The 14,000-nt window shown below is 60.4% G+C and carries 15 protein-coding genes; 3 read left to right on the top strand and 12 right to left on the bottom strand.

The genetic code is table 11. From position 1 onward, the window contains the following. Nucleotides 1–28 precede the first annotated feature (28 nt). From holA to L9059_RS27710, 3 genes are all read left to right on the top strand, one after another. Nucleotides 29–1,066 (top strand): DNA polymerase III subunit delta, encoded by a 1,038-nt coding sequence (gene holA, locus L9059_RS27720; RefSeq protein ID WP_247294147.1) that lies wholly within the window; start codon nucleotides 29–31, stop codon nucleotides 1,064–1,066. A gap of 118 nt (nucleotides 1,067–1,184) precedes the next feature. Next, nucleotides 1,185–1,349 carry an alternative ribosome rescue factor ArfA gene (gene arfA / locus L9059_RS27715; protein ID WP_094470475.1) on the top strand — a complete coding sequence of 55 codons (165 nt, stop codon included), beginning with the start codon at nucleotides 1,185–1,187 and terminating at the stop codon, nucleotides 1,347–1,349. Nucleotides 1,350–1,412: 63 nt separating this feature from the next. Beyond that, nucleotides 1,413–2,735, top strand: a complete 1,323-nt coding sequence (locus tag L9059_RS27710; RefSeq protein ID WP_247294145.1) for a lytic murein transglycosylase — start codon at nucleotides 1,413–1,415, stop codon at nucleotides 2,733–2,735. Between the two features lie 93 nt (nucleotides 2,736–2,828). Here the strand turns inward: L9059_RS27710 and L9059_RS27705 are convergent, their stop codons facing one another. The 12 genes from L9059_RS27705 to nadD all read right to left on the bottom strand — a co-directional run. Continuing rightward, the gene (locus L9059_RS27705) at nucleotides 2,829–3,776 is read right to left on the bottom strand and encodes a S66 peptidase family protein (protein WP_247294143.1); all 948 of its coding nucleotides are present in this window, start codon (nucleotides 3,774–3,776) and stop codon (nucleotides 2,829–2,831) included. 171 nt (nucleotides 3,777–3,947) lie between these two features. After that, nucleotides 3,948–4,970 carry a lipoyl synthase gene (lipA, locus tag L9059_RS27700; protein WP_007894397.1) on the bottom strand — a complete coding sequence of 341 codons (1,023 nt, stop codon included), beginning with the start codon at nucleotides 4,968–4,970 and terminating at the stop codon, nucleotides 3,948–3,950. 1 nt (nucleotide 4,971) lies between these two features. Then, nucleotides 4,972–5,619 carry a lipoyl(octanoyl) transferase LipB gene (gene lipB / locus L9059_RS27695; RefSeq protein WP_247294141.1) on the bottom strand — a complete coding sequence of 216 codons (648 nt, stop codon included), beginning with the start codon at nucleotides 5,617–5,619 and terminating at the stop codon, nucleotides 4,972–4,974. Next, nucleotides 5,619–5,894 (bottom strand): DUF493 domain-containing protein, encoded by a 276-nt coding sequence (locus L9059_RS27690; RefSeq protein WP_162439931.1) that lies wholly within the window; start codon nucleotides 5,892–5,894, stop codon nucleotides 5,619–5,621. The genes lipB and L9059_RS27690 overlap by 1 nt, the downstream gene beginning before the upstream one ends. 86 nt (nucleotides 5,895–5,980) lie before the next feature. Beyond that, nucleotides 5,981–7,138: a D-alanyl-D-alanine carboxypeptidase family protein gene (locus tag L9059_RS27685; protein WP_247294139.1), complete on the bottom strand. Its 1,158-nt coding sequence runs from the start codon at nucleotides 7,136–7,138 to the stop codon at nucleotides 5,981–5,983. A 181-nt stretch (nucleotides 7,139–7,319) separates the two neighbouring features. Then, entirely contained in the window at nucleotides 7,320–8,333 is a 1,014-nt protein-coding gene (locus L9059_RS27680; protein ID WP_247294138.1) for a septal ring lytic transglycosylase RlpA family protein, read from the bottom strand. Next, on the bottom strand, nucleotides 8,333–9,343 hold the full coding sequence (mltB, locus tag L9059_RS27675; protein ID WP_247294137.1) for a lytic murein transglycosylase B: 1,011 nt from the start codon (nucleotides 9,341–9,343) through the stop codon (nucleotides 8,333–8,335). The genes L9059_RS27680 and mltB overlap by 1 nt, the downstream gene beginning before the upstream one ends. Nucleotides 9,344–9,360: 17 nt before the next feature. After that, on the bottom strand, nucleotides 9,361–10,464 hold the full coding sequence (gene rodA / locus L9059_RS27670; RefSeq protein WP_247294173.1) for a rod shape-determining protein RodA: 1,104 nt from the start codon (nucleotides 10,462–10,464) through the stop codon (nucleotides 9,361–9,363). A 31-nt stretch (nucleotides 10,465–10,495) separates the two neighbouring features. Beyond that, a complete protein-coding gene (gene mrdA, locus L9059_RS27665; RefSeq protein WP_247294136.1) occupies nucleotides 10,496–12,391 on the bottom strand; it encodes a penicillin-binding protein 2 in 1,896 nt (631 codons plus the stop codon). Nucleotides 12,392–12,401: 10 nt separating this feature from the next. Beyond that, nucleotides 12,402–12,869, bottom strand: coding sequence for a 23S rRNA (pseudouridine(1915)-N(3))-methyltransferase RlmH (gene rlmH, locus L9059_RS27660; protein ID WP_003185785.1), 468 nt, complete (start codon nucleotides 12,867–12,869; stop codon nucleotides 12,402–12,404). A gap of 12 nt (nucleotides 12,870–12,881) precedes the next feature. After that, nucleotides 12,882–13,376, bottom strand: coding sequence for a ribosome silencing factor (gene rsfS / locus L9059_RS27655; RefSeq protein ID WP_045062095.1), 495 nt, complete (start codon nucleotides 13,374–13,376; stop codon nucleotides 12,882–12,884). 72 nt (nucleotides 13,377–13,448) lie between these two features. Continuing rightward, nucleotides 13,449–14,000, bottom strand: a 552-nt coding sequence (nadD, locus tag L9059_RS27650) for a nicotinate-nucleotide adenylyltransferase (RefSeq protein ID WP_247294135.1), incomplete at its 5' end; no start/stop codon positions are given.

Below are 14,000 nucleotides of genomic sequence, written 5' to 3'. Positions count from 1 at the left end.
CGCCTTGGCGCCCCGCTCGCCCTTTCCCATGAAACTCGCCCCCGCCCAACTCGCCAAACACCTGCAAGGCAGCCTCGCGCCCGTCTACATCATCAGCGGCGACGACCCGCTACTGTGCCAGGAAGCCGCCGACGCCATCCGCGCTGCGGCCCGCCAACAGGGTTTTGACGAACGCCAGGTATTCTCCGCCGACGCCAGTTTCGACTGGGGCACCTTGCTGCAGGCCGGCGCCAGCATGTCGTTGTTTGCGGAAAAGCGCTTGCTGGAACTGCGCCTGCCGTCCGGCAAACCCGGCGACAAAGGTGCTGCCGCGTTCATCGAATATTGCTCGCGACCTGCCGAAGATACGATATTGCTGATCAGCCTGCCCAAACTGGACGGCAGCGCGCAGAAAACCAAGTGGGGCAAGGCGCTGGTCGAAGGCCAGCATACTCAGTTCGTGCAGATCTGGCCGGTGGATGCCAACCAGTTGCCCAGTTGGATCCGCCAGCGCCTGTCGCAGGCCGGCCTTTCCGCCAGCCAGGACGCGGTCGAACTGATTGCCGCACGGGTCGAAGGCAACCTCCTGGCTGCCGCCCAGGAAATCGAAAAGCTCAAGCTGATGGCCGAGGGTGGCCAGATCACCGTGGAAACCGTGCAAGCGGCGGTGGCCGACAGCGCACGCTTCGACGTCTTCGGCCTGACCGACGCAATCCTCAACGGCGAAGCGGCCCATGCCCTGCGAATGCTCGAAGGACTGCGCGGCGAAGGCGTCGAGCCGCCGGTCATCCTCTGGGCCCTGGCTCGGGAACTGCGCTTGCTGGCCAACCTGTCGCTGCAATACAGCCAGGGCATACCACTGGACAAGGCTTTCAGCTCGGCCCGGCCGCCGGTTTGGGACAAGCGCAAACCGCTGATGAGCAAGGCCCTGCAACGCTACTCAGCGCCTCGCTGGGCGCAGTTGCTGCTGGAAGCGCAACGCATTGATGCGCAGATCAAGGGTCAGGCTGCCGGTTCGCCGTGGATGAGCCTGAGTCGCTTGTCGTTGTTGATGGCCGGCCAAAGATTGATGTTGCCCGCCGAGTAAGGCTGCGATCTTTTGATCTTTTCATCCTGCAAATTGACCCGCATTCGCCCTATGGACAGATGCCCAACTTCGGCCGATGATTTGCCCCGCAAAACCCACTCACTTGCGAGATCCAGCCATGAGCAAAAAGCCATCTAAAAATGGCCCGAACAAAGCCAAATCCATCATCGCCCAGCCACTGTTCCGCAGCCGTCAGGAACGCGCCGGCAAGGGCAAAGGCAGCTACCGCCGCGAAGCCTTCCAGTCTAATAGCTGGGAGGCTTCTTACTTTCTGGCGGCCTGAAAGGCAACCAATCGCTCAACATGTTAAGGTCTGCACCTGATTCGTTTTCCCCTGGACCTGTGCATGCCCCTTAGTCTTTCCCGTCGTTGGCCACTGCGCCAACTGCTAGCTGCCTCCAGCCTCGTTCTGCTTGTCGCTTGCGCGGAAAAACCCACCGCCGCCGACGCTCAACCCCTTAAGACCCTCCCTGTCGCAACAGCCCCTGCGGTCATTCCGCCAGTGGTTCCGACCGGTGAAAATCTCGATATCCAGCCCACGCAGACGTTTGCCGAATGGCAGGCCGGTTTCCGCAAGGAAGCACTCGCTGCCGGCATCCGTGCTGACCTGTTCGATCGCGCCTTCGCCAATGTCAGCCTGGACCCCAGTGTCATTCGCGCTGACCGCAGCCAGCCGGAATTTTCGCGCCCGGTGTGGGAATACCTCGATGGTGCGCTATCGCCTCTGCGGGTGCGCAAGGGCCAGGCATTGGTCAACCAGTACGCCGACATCCTGCAAAGCATCGAACAGCGCTACGGGGTTGACCGTCAGGCACTGGTATCCGTCTGGGGCATGGAAAGCAACTTCGGACAGTTCCAGGGCAGCAAGTCGGTCATCAACTCCCTGGCGACCCTGGCCTACGAAGGTCGCCGTCCTGGCTTTGCCCAGGCGCAGCTGATTGCCGCACTGCAAATCCTGCAACAGGGTGATATCGAACCCGAGAAGATGCTCGGATCCTGGGCCGGCGCAATGGGCCAGACCCAGTTTATCCCCACCACCTACAACACCCACGCCGTGGACTTCGATGGCGACGGGCGCCGCGATATCTGGGGCAGCCCGGCCGATGCGCTGGCATCCACCGCGCACTACCTGCAAAGTTCGGGTTGGCAGAAGGGCCAGCCCTGGGGCTTCGAAGTGCAGCTACCGAGTGGCTTCAACTACGTCCTGGCCGACGGCACGACTCGCAAGACTGTTGCCGAATGGCGGCAGCTGGGCGTAACCCTGCCGGGTGGCGCCAAGGTTGCAGCGGGGTCAGAGCAACTGTCTGCCGCCCTGCTGCTGCCAGCGGGCTACCGTGGCCCGGCCTTTCTGGTGCTGGATAACTTCCGTGCGATTCTCAAGTACAACAATTCTTCGTCCTACGCCCTGGCCGTGAGCCTGCTGTCCGAACGTTTCAGCGGCGGCGGCCTGATCAGTGGTACATGGCCCAAAGATGACAGGCCGCTGAGTCGTACCGAGCGCATTGAATTGCAAAGCCTGTTGAGCGCGCAGAATTATGACGCGGGGACCGCCGACGGCATCATCGGCGCCAATACGCGCAAAGCGATTCGCAGTGCCCAGCAGTCGTTTGGTTGGCCGGCGGATGGGTATCCGACGCAGAAGTTGCTGGAAGGCCTGCGTAGCCGCTAAAAGCAAAAGATCGCAGCCTGCGGCCGCTCCTACCTTGGAATGCATTCCCCTGTAGGAGCGGCCGCAAGCTGCGATCTTTTTCGCATCACCCGGTTATTTGAATACAACATCCTGCTCCAACACTAACTCCTTGCGCCCCGCATCCAGCCTCACCAACGCTCCCATCGGCAGCGTCAGGTTCGGATCACAATGCCCACTGCGCCACCCCGCCAGTACCGGAATGCGCAACGGCGCGAAAGTCTGCTTGAGCAGTCGCTCCAGTGCAGCCGTCTCCACCCCCGCTACATCCCCTACCATAACCCCGCGTAGCTGGCCCAAGGTGCCCGCCAGGCGCAGATGGGTGAGCAACCGGTCAATCCGGTACAGTGGCTCGTTGATGTCTTCGATAAACAGGATGACGCCCTCGGCATCGATTTCGTAGGGCGTGCCCATGGTGGCAGCGATCAGCGACAGGTTGCCGCCGAGCAAGCGCCCGTGGGCAATGCCTGGCTCGATCGTAGTCAAGGGGTAGGCAACCGGGTGCGCCAGCACACTTCCCGCCTTCACCTGCCCTCTGAGCATGTTGAAGAACGAAGCCTCGGTCGGCCTCTTCTTGTCACCCAGCAGGTCGGCATTGAGCAGCGGCCCATGAAAGGTCACAAACCCGGCATATCGACTGATCGCCAGGTGCAGCGCGGTGATGTCGCTGTAGCCAATGAACGGCTTGGCATTGTTGCGCAGCAGGTCGAAATCGATGCGATCGAGCAACCGCGGGGTGCCGTAACCGCCACGCAAGCAAATGATCGCATCGACCTGCAGGTCGGCAAACGCGGCGTGCAAATCTGCAAGTCGCCTTTCGTCGCTGCCGGCAAGGTAGCCCTCCTTCTCGTAGACTCCGGGAAAGATCCGCAGCGCATACCCGCGAGCACGCATCCAGGCGATGGCTTTGTCGGTGTCCAGCGACGCGGGGCCGGCGGGAGCGATAACGCCGATCACGCCTTGGGCAGGCAGCGCAGGGACGGGAACGTGTGGGCTGAGAACGCAGGTTGGTTTAACAGTCATCCATGAATCTCCCGGTGTGAAGGCTTCTGGCACACAGTAGTCAGGAACGGGCACAAACAGAAGAGGGACAGCGCCTCTCAGGCCGCAGGAAAAAGCGCTGTTTGCCGTAGGCTAGACAAAAAACAGCCCGCAAGCCGGATAAGCCTTGCGGGCTGTTTTACCAGCAGTTGATCAGGACGACATCAGCTCGGCCTTGACTAGCTTGGCCTGCTCGTCGGCGTGATACGAGGAGCGGACCAGCGGGCCGGATGCGACGTTCTTGAAGCCCATCTTGTAACCTTCCTCGGCGAACCAGGCGAAGGTGTCCGGGTGCACGAAGCGCTGGACCGGCAAGTGGCTGCGAGACGGTTGCAGGTACTGGCCAAGCGTCAGCATGTCGATGTCATGTTCGCGCATGCGCTTCATCACTTCGATGACTTCTTCATCGGTTTCACCCAAGCCCAGCATCAGGCCGGACTTGGTCGGAATGTGCGGCATCATCTGCTTGAAACGTTGCAGCAGGGTCAGCGACCACTGGTAGTCCGAGCCCGGACGCGCAGCCTTGTAAAGGCGCGGCACGGTTTCCAGATTGTGGTTGAACACATCAGGCGGCTCGGCGGCAGTGATTTCCAGAGCCACGTCCATGCGGCCACGGTAATCCGGGACCAGGGTTTCGAGCTGCACGTTTGGCGACAGCTTGCGAATTTCCCGGATGCAATCGGCAAAGTGCTGGGCACCGCCGTCCCGCAGATCGTCGCGATCTACGGAGGTGATTACCACGTACTTGAGTTTCAGGTCGGCGATGGCGATAGCCAGGCTTTGCGGCTCATTGACGTCCAGTGGCTTCGGACGACCGTGGCCCACGTCACAGAACGGGCAACGACGAGTGCAGATGTCGCCCATGATCATGAAGGTCGCGGTACCGCCGGAGAAGCACTCGCCCAGGTTCGGGCAGGACGCTTCTTCGCACACGCTGTGCAGCTTGTGTTTACGCAGCAGCGCCTTGATGCGGTCGACTTCCGGGGAAACCGGGATGCGCACGCGGATCCAGTCGGGTTTCTTCGGCAGTTCGGTGGTCGGAATGATCTTTACCGGGATGCGTGCAACCTTCTCGGCGCCGCGCAGCTTGACGCCGGCTTCAACCTTGGCACGCGGGGCCGGACGCTCGGTAACATCCAGCGTCGGGATCATGGTTTGCACTGCATCAGTAGTCATATCAGTCGATTCCGCCCGTTAGGGTCGTCTGCTCAGCATAGTCGAGGTGTTTGACGAGCTGCGCGCGCAGCCGGGCACTTACCTCGGCAAATTCAATCGATCCTGCGTGATCGCGCAGCTGGGTCATCGCCAGCCCGGCGTATCCACAGGGATTAATCCGTCGAAACGGTTCCAGGTTCATATCCACGTTCAGCGCCAGGCCATGAAAAGAACAGCCGTGGCGAATACGCAAACCCAGAGAGGCAATTTTCGCCCCGTTGACATACACACCCGGCGCATCCGGCTTGGCGGCAGCGGTAACGCCATAACTCGCCAGCAACTCGATCAGGCAATGCTCCATGCGGGTGACCAGGTCACGCACACCAAAACCGAGCTTGCGCACATCAAGCAGCAGGTAGGCGACCAACTGCCCGGGCCCGTGATAGGTCACCTGACCGCCGCGATCGACCTGCACCACCGGGATATCCCCCGGCAGCAGCAGATGTTCGGCCTTGCCGGCCTGCCCCTGGGTGAACACCGGTGGGTGCTCGACCAGCCAGATCTCGTCTGCGGCATCGCTGCCACGTTCGTTGGTAAATCGTTGCATGGCATGCCAGACCGGCTCGTAAGCCATCTGGCCGAGCTCGCGGAAGCCCAGCGTGCCAGGCATCACAGCACCATGTGCACGAAACCGGTTGCGCGCAACTCGCTGTTGATGTCGTACAGCTGCTCTTGACCGGTAGCGATGATGTGCAGCTGGATGGTGGTGTACTTGCCGTTGGTGCTCTGGCGTTCGGCGAACGTCTTGAGGTCAACGGTGGCGTGCTTCTCAAGGATCGCGATGATCTTGTCCTTGAAACCCACGCCGGTATCGCCGATTACCTTAATAGGATAATCCGCGCAGGGGAATTCGATTTTTGGCGCCTTTACTTCGGTATCGGTCATGGCGTAACGGCCTCGTGAGCGTAAGCCGTGGTAACGAACATGGCCCCGCACCGGATTGGAACGGGGCCATGCAGGTCCACACTAAATCAGTTGAACAAGCCGTAGAAGAATAGACGGATGCTATCCCACATGCGACGGAAGATACCACCCTCGTCGACAGCGTCCAGTGCGATCAGGTCAGCGCTGTGCACAACCTTGTCGTCCAGTTTCACTTCGACTTTACCGATTACGTCGCCTTTAGCGATTGGCGCAATCAGTTGCGGGTTCATGATCATGCTGGCGGCGAGCTTTTTCAGCTGGCCTTTAGGCAGGGTCATTGTCAGGTCTTCAGCCAGGCCGGCCTTCACCTGGTTGGTGGTGCCTTTCCAGACAGGAGCCTGAGCCAGTTCGGCACCTTTCTGATAGAAGGTCTGGGTTTCGAAGAAACGGAAACCGTAAGTCAGCAGTTTCTGGGTCTCGGAAGCGCGAGCCACTTCACTGTTGGTGCCGAATACTACGGCGATCAGGCGCATGCCATCACGTACAGCCGAAGACACCATGCAGTAGCCGGCTTCCTCGGTGTGACCCGTTTTCAGGCCATCCACCGTCTTGTCGCGCCACAGCAGCAGGTTACGGTTCGGTTGCTTGATGCCGTTCCAGAAAAACTCCTTCTGCGAGTAGATCGCGTAGTGCGCCGGATCTTCGTGGATGATTGCGCGAGCCAGCACTGCCATGTCGTGAGCCGACGAGTAGTGTTCCGGGTTCGGCAGGCCAGTCGGGTTCATGAAGTGACTGTTGGTCATACCCAGGTCAGCCACGGTTTTATTCATCATGTCGGCGAAGGCGTCTTCGCTGCCGGCGATGTGCTCGGAGAGCGCAACACTGGCGTCGTTACCCGACTGGATGATAATGCCGTGCAACAGGTCGCTGACAGTTACTTGGGAGCCGACCTTGATGAACATCCGCGAACCGCCGGTGCGCCAGGCGTTTTCACTGACAGTCACTGGATCGTTCTCGCCGATCTGGCCACGACGAATTTCCAGGGTCGCGATATAAGCGGTCATCAGCTTGGTCAGGCTGGCCGGAGGCAGACGCTGGTCACCGTTATTCTCGACCAGCACGTTGCCGCTGCTGGCGTCCATGAGCACGTAGGATTTAGCTGCCAGTTGTGGTGGCGACGGCATCATCTCGACCGCGAAAGCGGCAGGCGAGAGAAGCAGCGGGACTAGCAGGCAAAGGCGTTTGGCAAAGGTGGTGATGTTCATCCGTCTCTCGAAATCGCTAATGGAAACTGCCCAAGGGCAAAACTAATCAGATGACCTTCTAACGGGTCATCGCGTGTTTAGTTGTTCACTCATAACCCTTGCCGGGCTTTTGTTCTTCATTGAGCCAACAACCAGGTTCACCCCCCAAATCGCAAGTGAACCCTCAATCAAGTACTACGTGTTACTCGGCAGTGACCACACTCGGCAAACCGAGATTGGCCAATCGCACGCTGTTCTGCACCTGCTGGATTTCACCCGGCGAGCCCATCGGCCCCAGGCGCACCCGATGCAGGGTCTGCTGATTACGCACGATCGAACTGATGAACACCGGGGCGCTCACCATTGCGCTCAACTTCGCCCTCAAGAGCTCTGCAGCGTCCGGGTTGGCGAACGCGCCCACCTGCAGATACTGGCCAGAGGCTGGTACAGAAGCGTTTTTTTTTGCATCGATCTGCACCGGCACCACGGTCGCCGCGTGTTGCTGCGGTGGCGGAGTCCATTGCTCGACCGTGCCGGCCGAAGCCGTGATGACCGGTGCCTTGTTCTGGGCGATCTGGGGTTCATTGAGCATCAACGGCGCCGGACGACCTTTGGCCGCCCACCATTGTTGCGGGTCGATACCCTCGACCTTGACATGCGCGGTACCGGTTTCGGCATAGCCAAGCTTCTTGGCCGCCGCGTAGGACAGGTCGATGATCCGGTCGGAGTAGAACGGCCCACGATCGTTGACTCGCAGCACAACCGTTTTGTTGTTGTCCAGGTTGGTCACCCGAACGTAACTTGGCAGTGGCAAGGTCTTGTGGGCGGCACTCATGCCGTACAAGTCATAGACTTCACCGTTAGCGGTGTTCTGGCCATGGAACTTGGTGCCGTACCAGGACGCCGTACCAGAGGCCACGTAGGTCTTGGACTCCTGCAGCGGAAAGTAGGTCTTGCCCAGCACAGTGTAGGGGTTGGCTTTGTAAGGGCCGGTGTGCAGGGTCGGCGTGGCATCCGGAATGCGCGATACGTCGACATCCCACCAGGGCGCGCCGTCTTTGTGAGCGCGGTTGATGTCCAGCCCCGGCATGCTGCGCACGGCCGAAGTAGCAGGCTTTTGTGCAGGTGAGCGGCTGGTCGAACAACTGGCGACCAGCACCGCCAAGGCACCGAAAGCCATCAGCTTCAGGGGTTTATTCATAGGCAATGCCCGCATTACTTGACGCCCCGTGCTTGGACCAGCTGTTCAGACAGTTGATGTACGGCCATGGCATACATCACGCTGCGGTTATAACGCGTGATCGCGTAAAAATTCTTCAGGCCCATCCAGTATTCAGGACCTTTGTCACCTTCCAGGCGAAAAGCCGTGACCGGCATATCATCGCGCAGCGCATCATGACTCGACCACCCCAAGGCTCGCAACTCCCCGACGGTTTTAGCTGGCTCGATGCCGGTGGTCAAACCTTCGTCCACCTGGTCGCCACGCACGTCGGCGCGACTGACCACCGGCTCTCCGGCCACCCAGCCGTGACGCTTGAAATAACTGGCGACACTGCCGATGGCATCGTCCGGGTTGGTCCAGATATTGATGTGGCCGTCACCGTCGAAATCCACTGCATAGGCGCGAAAACTGCTGGGCATGAACTGCGGCAGCCCCATCGCCCCGGCGTAAGAACCCTTGAGAGTCAGTGGATCGACCTGCTCTTCCCGAGCCAGCAGAAGAAACTCGCGCAACTCCTTGCGGAAGAATTCGGCACGCGGAGGATAGTCGAAACCCAGGGTGGACAAGGCATCGATCACCCGGAAATTACCGGTATTACGGCCGAAAAAGGTCTCAACGCCAATAATCGACACGATCATCTGTGCCGGAACCCCGTATTCCTGCTCGGCACGCGCCAGTACTGCCTCGTGCTGACGCCAGAAGTCCACACCACGGGCAATGCGCGCGTCGGAAATGAACATCGGGCGATATTCGTTCCACTGCTTGACCCGCTCGGCAGGTTTCGAGATCGCGTCCAGAATCGACTGCTTGCGCTCGGCTTCGCGGAATACGCCCATCAGCTGCTCACCGGCGAAACCGTAGTCGCGGGTCATTTCACCGACGAACGCGGCAACCTGCGGTGTGCCTTCGTAATCGCCGGCCAGCGCTTGCTGCGCTGTGCCAAGGATGCTCACCAGGCCGACCCACGGCGCGTATCGAGTCGCCCAGCCACGCATTTCTTGCATTGAAATCTTCACCTTATTCAAACTTGCGCGATCCACTTACGATGGGTATGGATCGACATCAAAACCCCAAACGCTGACAGCAGCGTTACCAGCGAAGTTCCTCCGTAGCTAATAAACGGCAACGGCACCCCCACAACCGGCAACAGGCCACTGACCATACCGATGTTGACGAAAACGTAAACAAAAAACGTCATGGTCAGCGCTCCGGCGAGCAATTTTCCGAACAATGTCTGGGCTTGGGCAGTAATCACCAGGCCACGGCCGATCAGCAACAGGTAGATCAGCAGCAGCGCACAGATGCCCACCAGACCGAACTCTTCACCCAATACCGCAATAATGAAGTCAGTGTGGCTTTCCGGAAGGAAATCCAGGTGCGACTGGGTGCCCAGCAGCCAGCCCTTGCCGAACACGCCGCCGGAACCGATAGCGGCTTTGGACTGAATAATGTTCCAGCCAGTGCCCAGCGGATCGCTTTCTGGGTCGAGGAAGGTCAGGACGCGTTGTTTCTGGTAATCGTGCATCACGAAGTACCACATGGCGATAGATACCGGCACGGCGGCAGCCAGCACGCTGAGGATCCAGCGCCAGCGCAGGCCTCCCATGAACAACACGAAGGCGCCCCCCGCCAGAATCAGCAATGAAGTGCCGAGATCGGGCTGGCGCACGATCAGGATGAACGGCAAGCCGATCAGGAACAGGCTGACGCCCACATGCTTGAGCTGCGGCGGCAAGGTGCGCTTGGACAGGTACCAGGCGATGGTCGCCGGCATCAGGATCTTCATGAACTCCGAAGGCTGGAAGCGGATGACCCCGGGGATGTTGATCCAGCGCGTGGCACCCATGGCGTTGTGGCCCATGATGTCGACCACCAGCAGCAACAGCACACCCAACACATAACCCACCGGCACCCAGCGAGCCATGAAACGCGGTTCGAACTGAGCGATGACGACCATCGACACCAGTCCGATGCCGAACGACGTGGCCTGCTTGGCCAGCAAATCCCAGCTCTTGCCGCTGGCCGAATACAGAACGAACAGACTGCCGGCAGCGAGGGTCAGCAGCAGGATCAGCAATGGACCGTCGATATGCATGCGTTGCAACAGCGTCGCACGGCGACGCATCACATCTTCGCTGGAGAGGATGCGATCGAAATTACTCTTCACGGGCCGTAGCCTCCGCACTGATAGGACTGGCGTACTCGGCTTTCAGCCGACCGTCCTGGCCAAGGAGCCAGGCGTCCATGACCTGGCGGACCACAGGTGCGGCAACGCCAGAACCGGACTCGCCGTTCTCGACCATTACCGACACGACGATTTTCGGGTTATCGGCTGGCGCGAAGCCAACGAACAAGGCGTGGTCGCGGTGACGCTCCTGAACCTTGGAGCGGTCGTACTTCTCGCCTTGCTTGATCGCGACCACCTGGGCCGTACCACTTTTGCCGGCAATCCGATATTGCGCACCGATGGCCGCCTTGCGCGCGGTGCCCCGGGCGCCGTGCATCACCTGCTGCATGCCGTGGTTGACCTTGGCCCAGTCCGACGGATCGCGCAGGATAATATCCGGCATCGGGTTCTCGTCCTTGGGCCTCTCGCCTTCGACCGTCATGGCCAGGTGCGGCCGATTCCAGACACCTTTGTTCGCCACCAGCGCCGTGGCTTGCGCCAGTTGCAGAGGTGTCGACTGCATGTACCCCTGGCCAATCCCCAGGATCAGTGTCTCGCCAGGGAACCAGGCCTGACGGCGGGTGGCGCGCTTCCACTCGCGGGACGGCATCAGCCCCGGCGACTCTTCGAACATGTCCAGCGAGACCTTCTGGCCGATGCCGAACTTGCCCATGTACGCGGACAGCCGATCGATCCCCAGCTTGTGGGCCAGGTCGTAGAAGTAGGTGTCGTTGGACCGCATGATTGCCGTATCCAGGTCGACGAAGCCGTCGCCGGAGCGGTTCCAGTTGCGGTATTTGTGGTCGTAGTTTGGCAGCTGGTAATAACCCGGATCGAAAACCCGGGTCGATGCGGTCACCACGCCCGAGTCCAGCCCGGCAATGGCCACGGCAGGCTTGATAGTCGAGCCCGGCGGATACAGACCGCGCAACACGCGGTTGAACAGCGGCCGGTCAATGGAATCGCGCAGCTCGGCGTAGGCCTTGAAGCTGATGCCGGTGACGAACAGGTTAGGGTCAAAGCTCGGCTGGCTGACCATCGCCAGAACCTCGCCGGTGGCCGGGTCCAACGCCACCACGGCGCCACGCCGTCCGCCGAGCGCCGCTTCGGCAGCCTCCTGCAATTTGATGTCCAGGCTCAGGACGATGTCCTTGCCGGGAATCGGATCGGTACGCTTGAGCACCCGCAGTACGCGGCCTCGCGCGTTGGTTTCGACTTCTTCGTAACCCACCTGGCCGTGCAGCGCGGGCTCGTAGAATCGTTCGATACCGGTCTTGCCTATATGATGGGTGCCGCTGTAGTTGACCGGATCGAGGGATTTCAGCTCTTTCTCGTTGATCCGCCCCATATACCCCACCGAGTGCGCGAAGTGCGAGCCCTGCGGGTAGTGACGCACCAGTTGCGCAACCACTTCCACCCCTGGCAGGCGGAACTGGTTTACCGCGATCCGGGCGATCTGTTCTTCCGAAAGCTCAAACAGGATCGGCACCGGCTCGAACGGCCGGCGCCCCTGCTTCATGCGCTTCTCGAAGATCACCCGGTCTTCCGGAGTCAGCTCCAGCACTTCGACGATCACATCGAGCACCTGCTGCCAGTCGCCGGAACGCTCGCGGGTCATACTCAAGCTGAAGCTGGGCCGGTTGTCGGCTATAACTACGCCATTGCGGTCGAAGATCAACCCGCGCGTGGGTGGGATTGGCTGCACATGCACCCGATTGTTTTCCGACAAGGTCGAGTGATACTCGTACTGAATCACCTGCAGGAAATACAGCCGCGCGATCAGCACACAGATCAGCGTCACTACCGCAATTGCCCCGAACACGACGCGGCCACGCACCAGACGGGCGTCTTTTTCGTGGTCCTTGATGCGGATCGGCTGGGGCATGAGGGCAAAGCTACTTGTGGTAAGGGTGGCCGGACAGCACTGTCCAGGCACGATACAGCTGTTCGCCGATCAGGATCCGCACCAGTGGGTGCGGCAGGGTTAACGGCGAGAGCGACCAGCGCTGATCCGCCCGGGCACAGACTTCCGGCGCCAGCCCTTCGGGGCCGCCGACCATGAAGTTCACCGTGCGCGAGTCCAGCCGCCAGCGATCGAGTTCGACCGCCAACTGCTCGGTACTCCAGGGCTTGCCGTGGACTTCAAGAGTGACAATCCGCTCGTTCGGACCGACTTTAGCCAGCATGGCTTCGCCTTCCTGACGGATGAAGCGTGCCACGTCGGCGTTCTTGCCACGGGTATTGAGCGGTATTTCCACCAGTTCCAGCGCCAGCTCGGATGGAAGGCGCTTGGCATATTCATGCCAGCCTTCCTCCACCCATTTGGGCATGCGTGAACCGACGGCGATCAGTCGCAGTCGCACAGCGGTCCCTTATTATTGCTGGTCTTTATTGAGCTTGGTGAAATGCTCATGGGTGTTCTCTGGGCTGTGGTGCGCAGCGCTGGCCGAACGGCTTTGCTCGGCACCGGCCCACAGGCGTTCCAGGTCGTAGAACTGACGTGCCGAGGCGGTCATCATGTGCACGATGACGTCGTCCATATCCAGCAACACCCAGTCGCTGTCGCCCTTGCCTTCTTCACCCAATGGCTTAACGCCCAGGGCTTTGACGGCTTCGCGGACCTTGTCCAGCATCGCACCGATCTGGCGGTTCGATGTACCGGTCGCGATGATCATGAAGTCGGTGATGCTTTGCTTTTCACGAACGTCGATGACCTGGATATCCTGGCCCTTCACATCTTCCAGGGCTGCAACGGCAACCTTGACCAGCTCTTCACCGCGCAGCTCCGGCCCGGTTGGAGCCTCTACTGGCAGAGGGGCGCTCTTGAATGTGCCTTTGCGCTTTACTTTAGCTACGTCTTTGTCAGTCATATAAAACTCGTTTTGCTCGTATGTTCGGGCGCTTCGCTACACGTGATCACGTGCCTTGAAGCTTGCCCTTTTTCAGTTCGACGCACGGTAGAGTCCGTGCGCATCGATGTAGGCCAGGACCGCGTCGGGCACCAGGAAACGTACCGACTTACCGCTGGCCAGCAGTTGACGGATCTGGGTGGCGGATACCGCGAGCGGTGTCTGCCAGACGAATGCAATCTGTCCGCTCGGCCCTTTGAGGGCCAGCGGGTCGCTCACCGAGCGCGCCGCCAGCAGGTTGCGCAAGGCATCCGGCGGTTCGCTGTCGGCATCCGGGCGTTGCAGCACCAGGATGTGGCAATGCTGGAGTAACTCTTCCCAGCGGTGCCAAGTGGGCAGGCCGCAAAATGCGTCCCAGCCCAAAAGTAGAAAAACCTGGTCCTGAGCCGCCAATTCGGCGCGCATCAGCTCCAGGGTGTCGATAGTGTAGGACGGTTTGTCCCGCTGCAATTCGCGGGCGTCCACCACCAACGGTGCCACGCCGGCCACCGCGCATTCGACCATCGCCAGACGGTCCCTTGCCGACACCTGCGGCGTACCGCGATGAGGCGGCCGGGCGCTGGGCGTCAGGCGCAATTCATCCAG

Source organism: Pseudomonas violetae (assembly GCF_023072615.1).
Lineage (GTDB): Bacteria > Pseudomonadota > Gammaproteobacteria > Pseudomonadales > Pseudomonadaceae > Aquipseudomonas > Aquipseudomonas violetae.
Note: the sequence above shows the minus strand (reverse complement) of the source record. Positions and strands in the feature narration are given on the sequence as shown.

Excerpts from the sequence above, each read along its gene's own strand:
- lipA (WP_007894397.1), bottom strand. The coding sequence starts at position 4,970 with ATGACTACTGATGCAGTGCAAACCATGATCCCGACGCTGGATGTTACC.
- arfA (WP_094470475.1), top strand. The coding sequence starts at position 1,185 with ATGAGCAAAAAGCCATCTAAAAATGGCCCGAACAAAGCCAAATCCATC.
- mrdA (WP_247294136.1), bottom strand. The coding sequence starts at position 12,391 with ATGCCCCAGCCGATCCGCATCAAGGACCACGAAAAAGACGCCCGTCTG.
- lipB (WP_247294141.1), bottom strand. The coding sequence starts at position 5,619 with ATGCCTGGCACGCTGGGCTTCCGCGAGCTCGGCCAGATGGCTTACGAG.
- rodA (WP_247294173.1), bottom strand. The coding sequence starts at position 10,464 with ATGCGTCGCCGTGCGACGCTGTTGCAACGCATGCATATCGACGGTCCA.
- L9059_RS27710 (WP_247294145.1), top strand. The coding sequence starts at position 1,413 with ATGCCCCTTAGTCTTTCCCGTCGTTGGCCACTGCGCCAACTGCTAGCT.
- L9059_RS27705 (WP_247294143.1), bottom strand. The coding sequence starts at position 3,776 with ATGACTGTTAAACCAACCTGCGTTCTCAGCCCACACGTTCCCGTCCCT.
- mltB (WP_247294137.1), bottom strand. The coding sequence starts at position 9,343 with ATGCAAGAAATGCGTGGCTGGGCGACTCGATACGCGCCGTGGGTCGGC.
- L9059_RS27685 (WP_247294139.1), bottom strand. The coding sequence starts at position 7,138 with ATGAACATCACCACCTTTGCCAAACGCCTTTGCCTGCTAGTCCCGCTG.
- L9059_RS27690 (WP_162439931.1), bottom strand. The coding sequence starts at position 5,894 with ATGACCGATACCGAAGTAAAGGCGCCAAAAATCGAATTCCCCTGCGCG.
- rsfS (WP_045062095.1), bottom strand. The coding sequence starts at position 13,376 with ATGACTGACAAAGACGTAGCTAAAGTAAAGCGCAAAGGCACATTCAAG.
- L9059_RS27680 (WP_247294138.1), bottom strand. The coding sequence starts at position 8,333 with ATGCGGGCATTGCCTATGAATAAACCCCTGAAGCTGATGGCTTTCGGT.
- holA (WP_247294147.1), top strand. The coding sequence starts at position 29 with ATGAAACTCGCCCCCGCCCAACTCGCCAAACACCTGCAAGGCAGCCTC.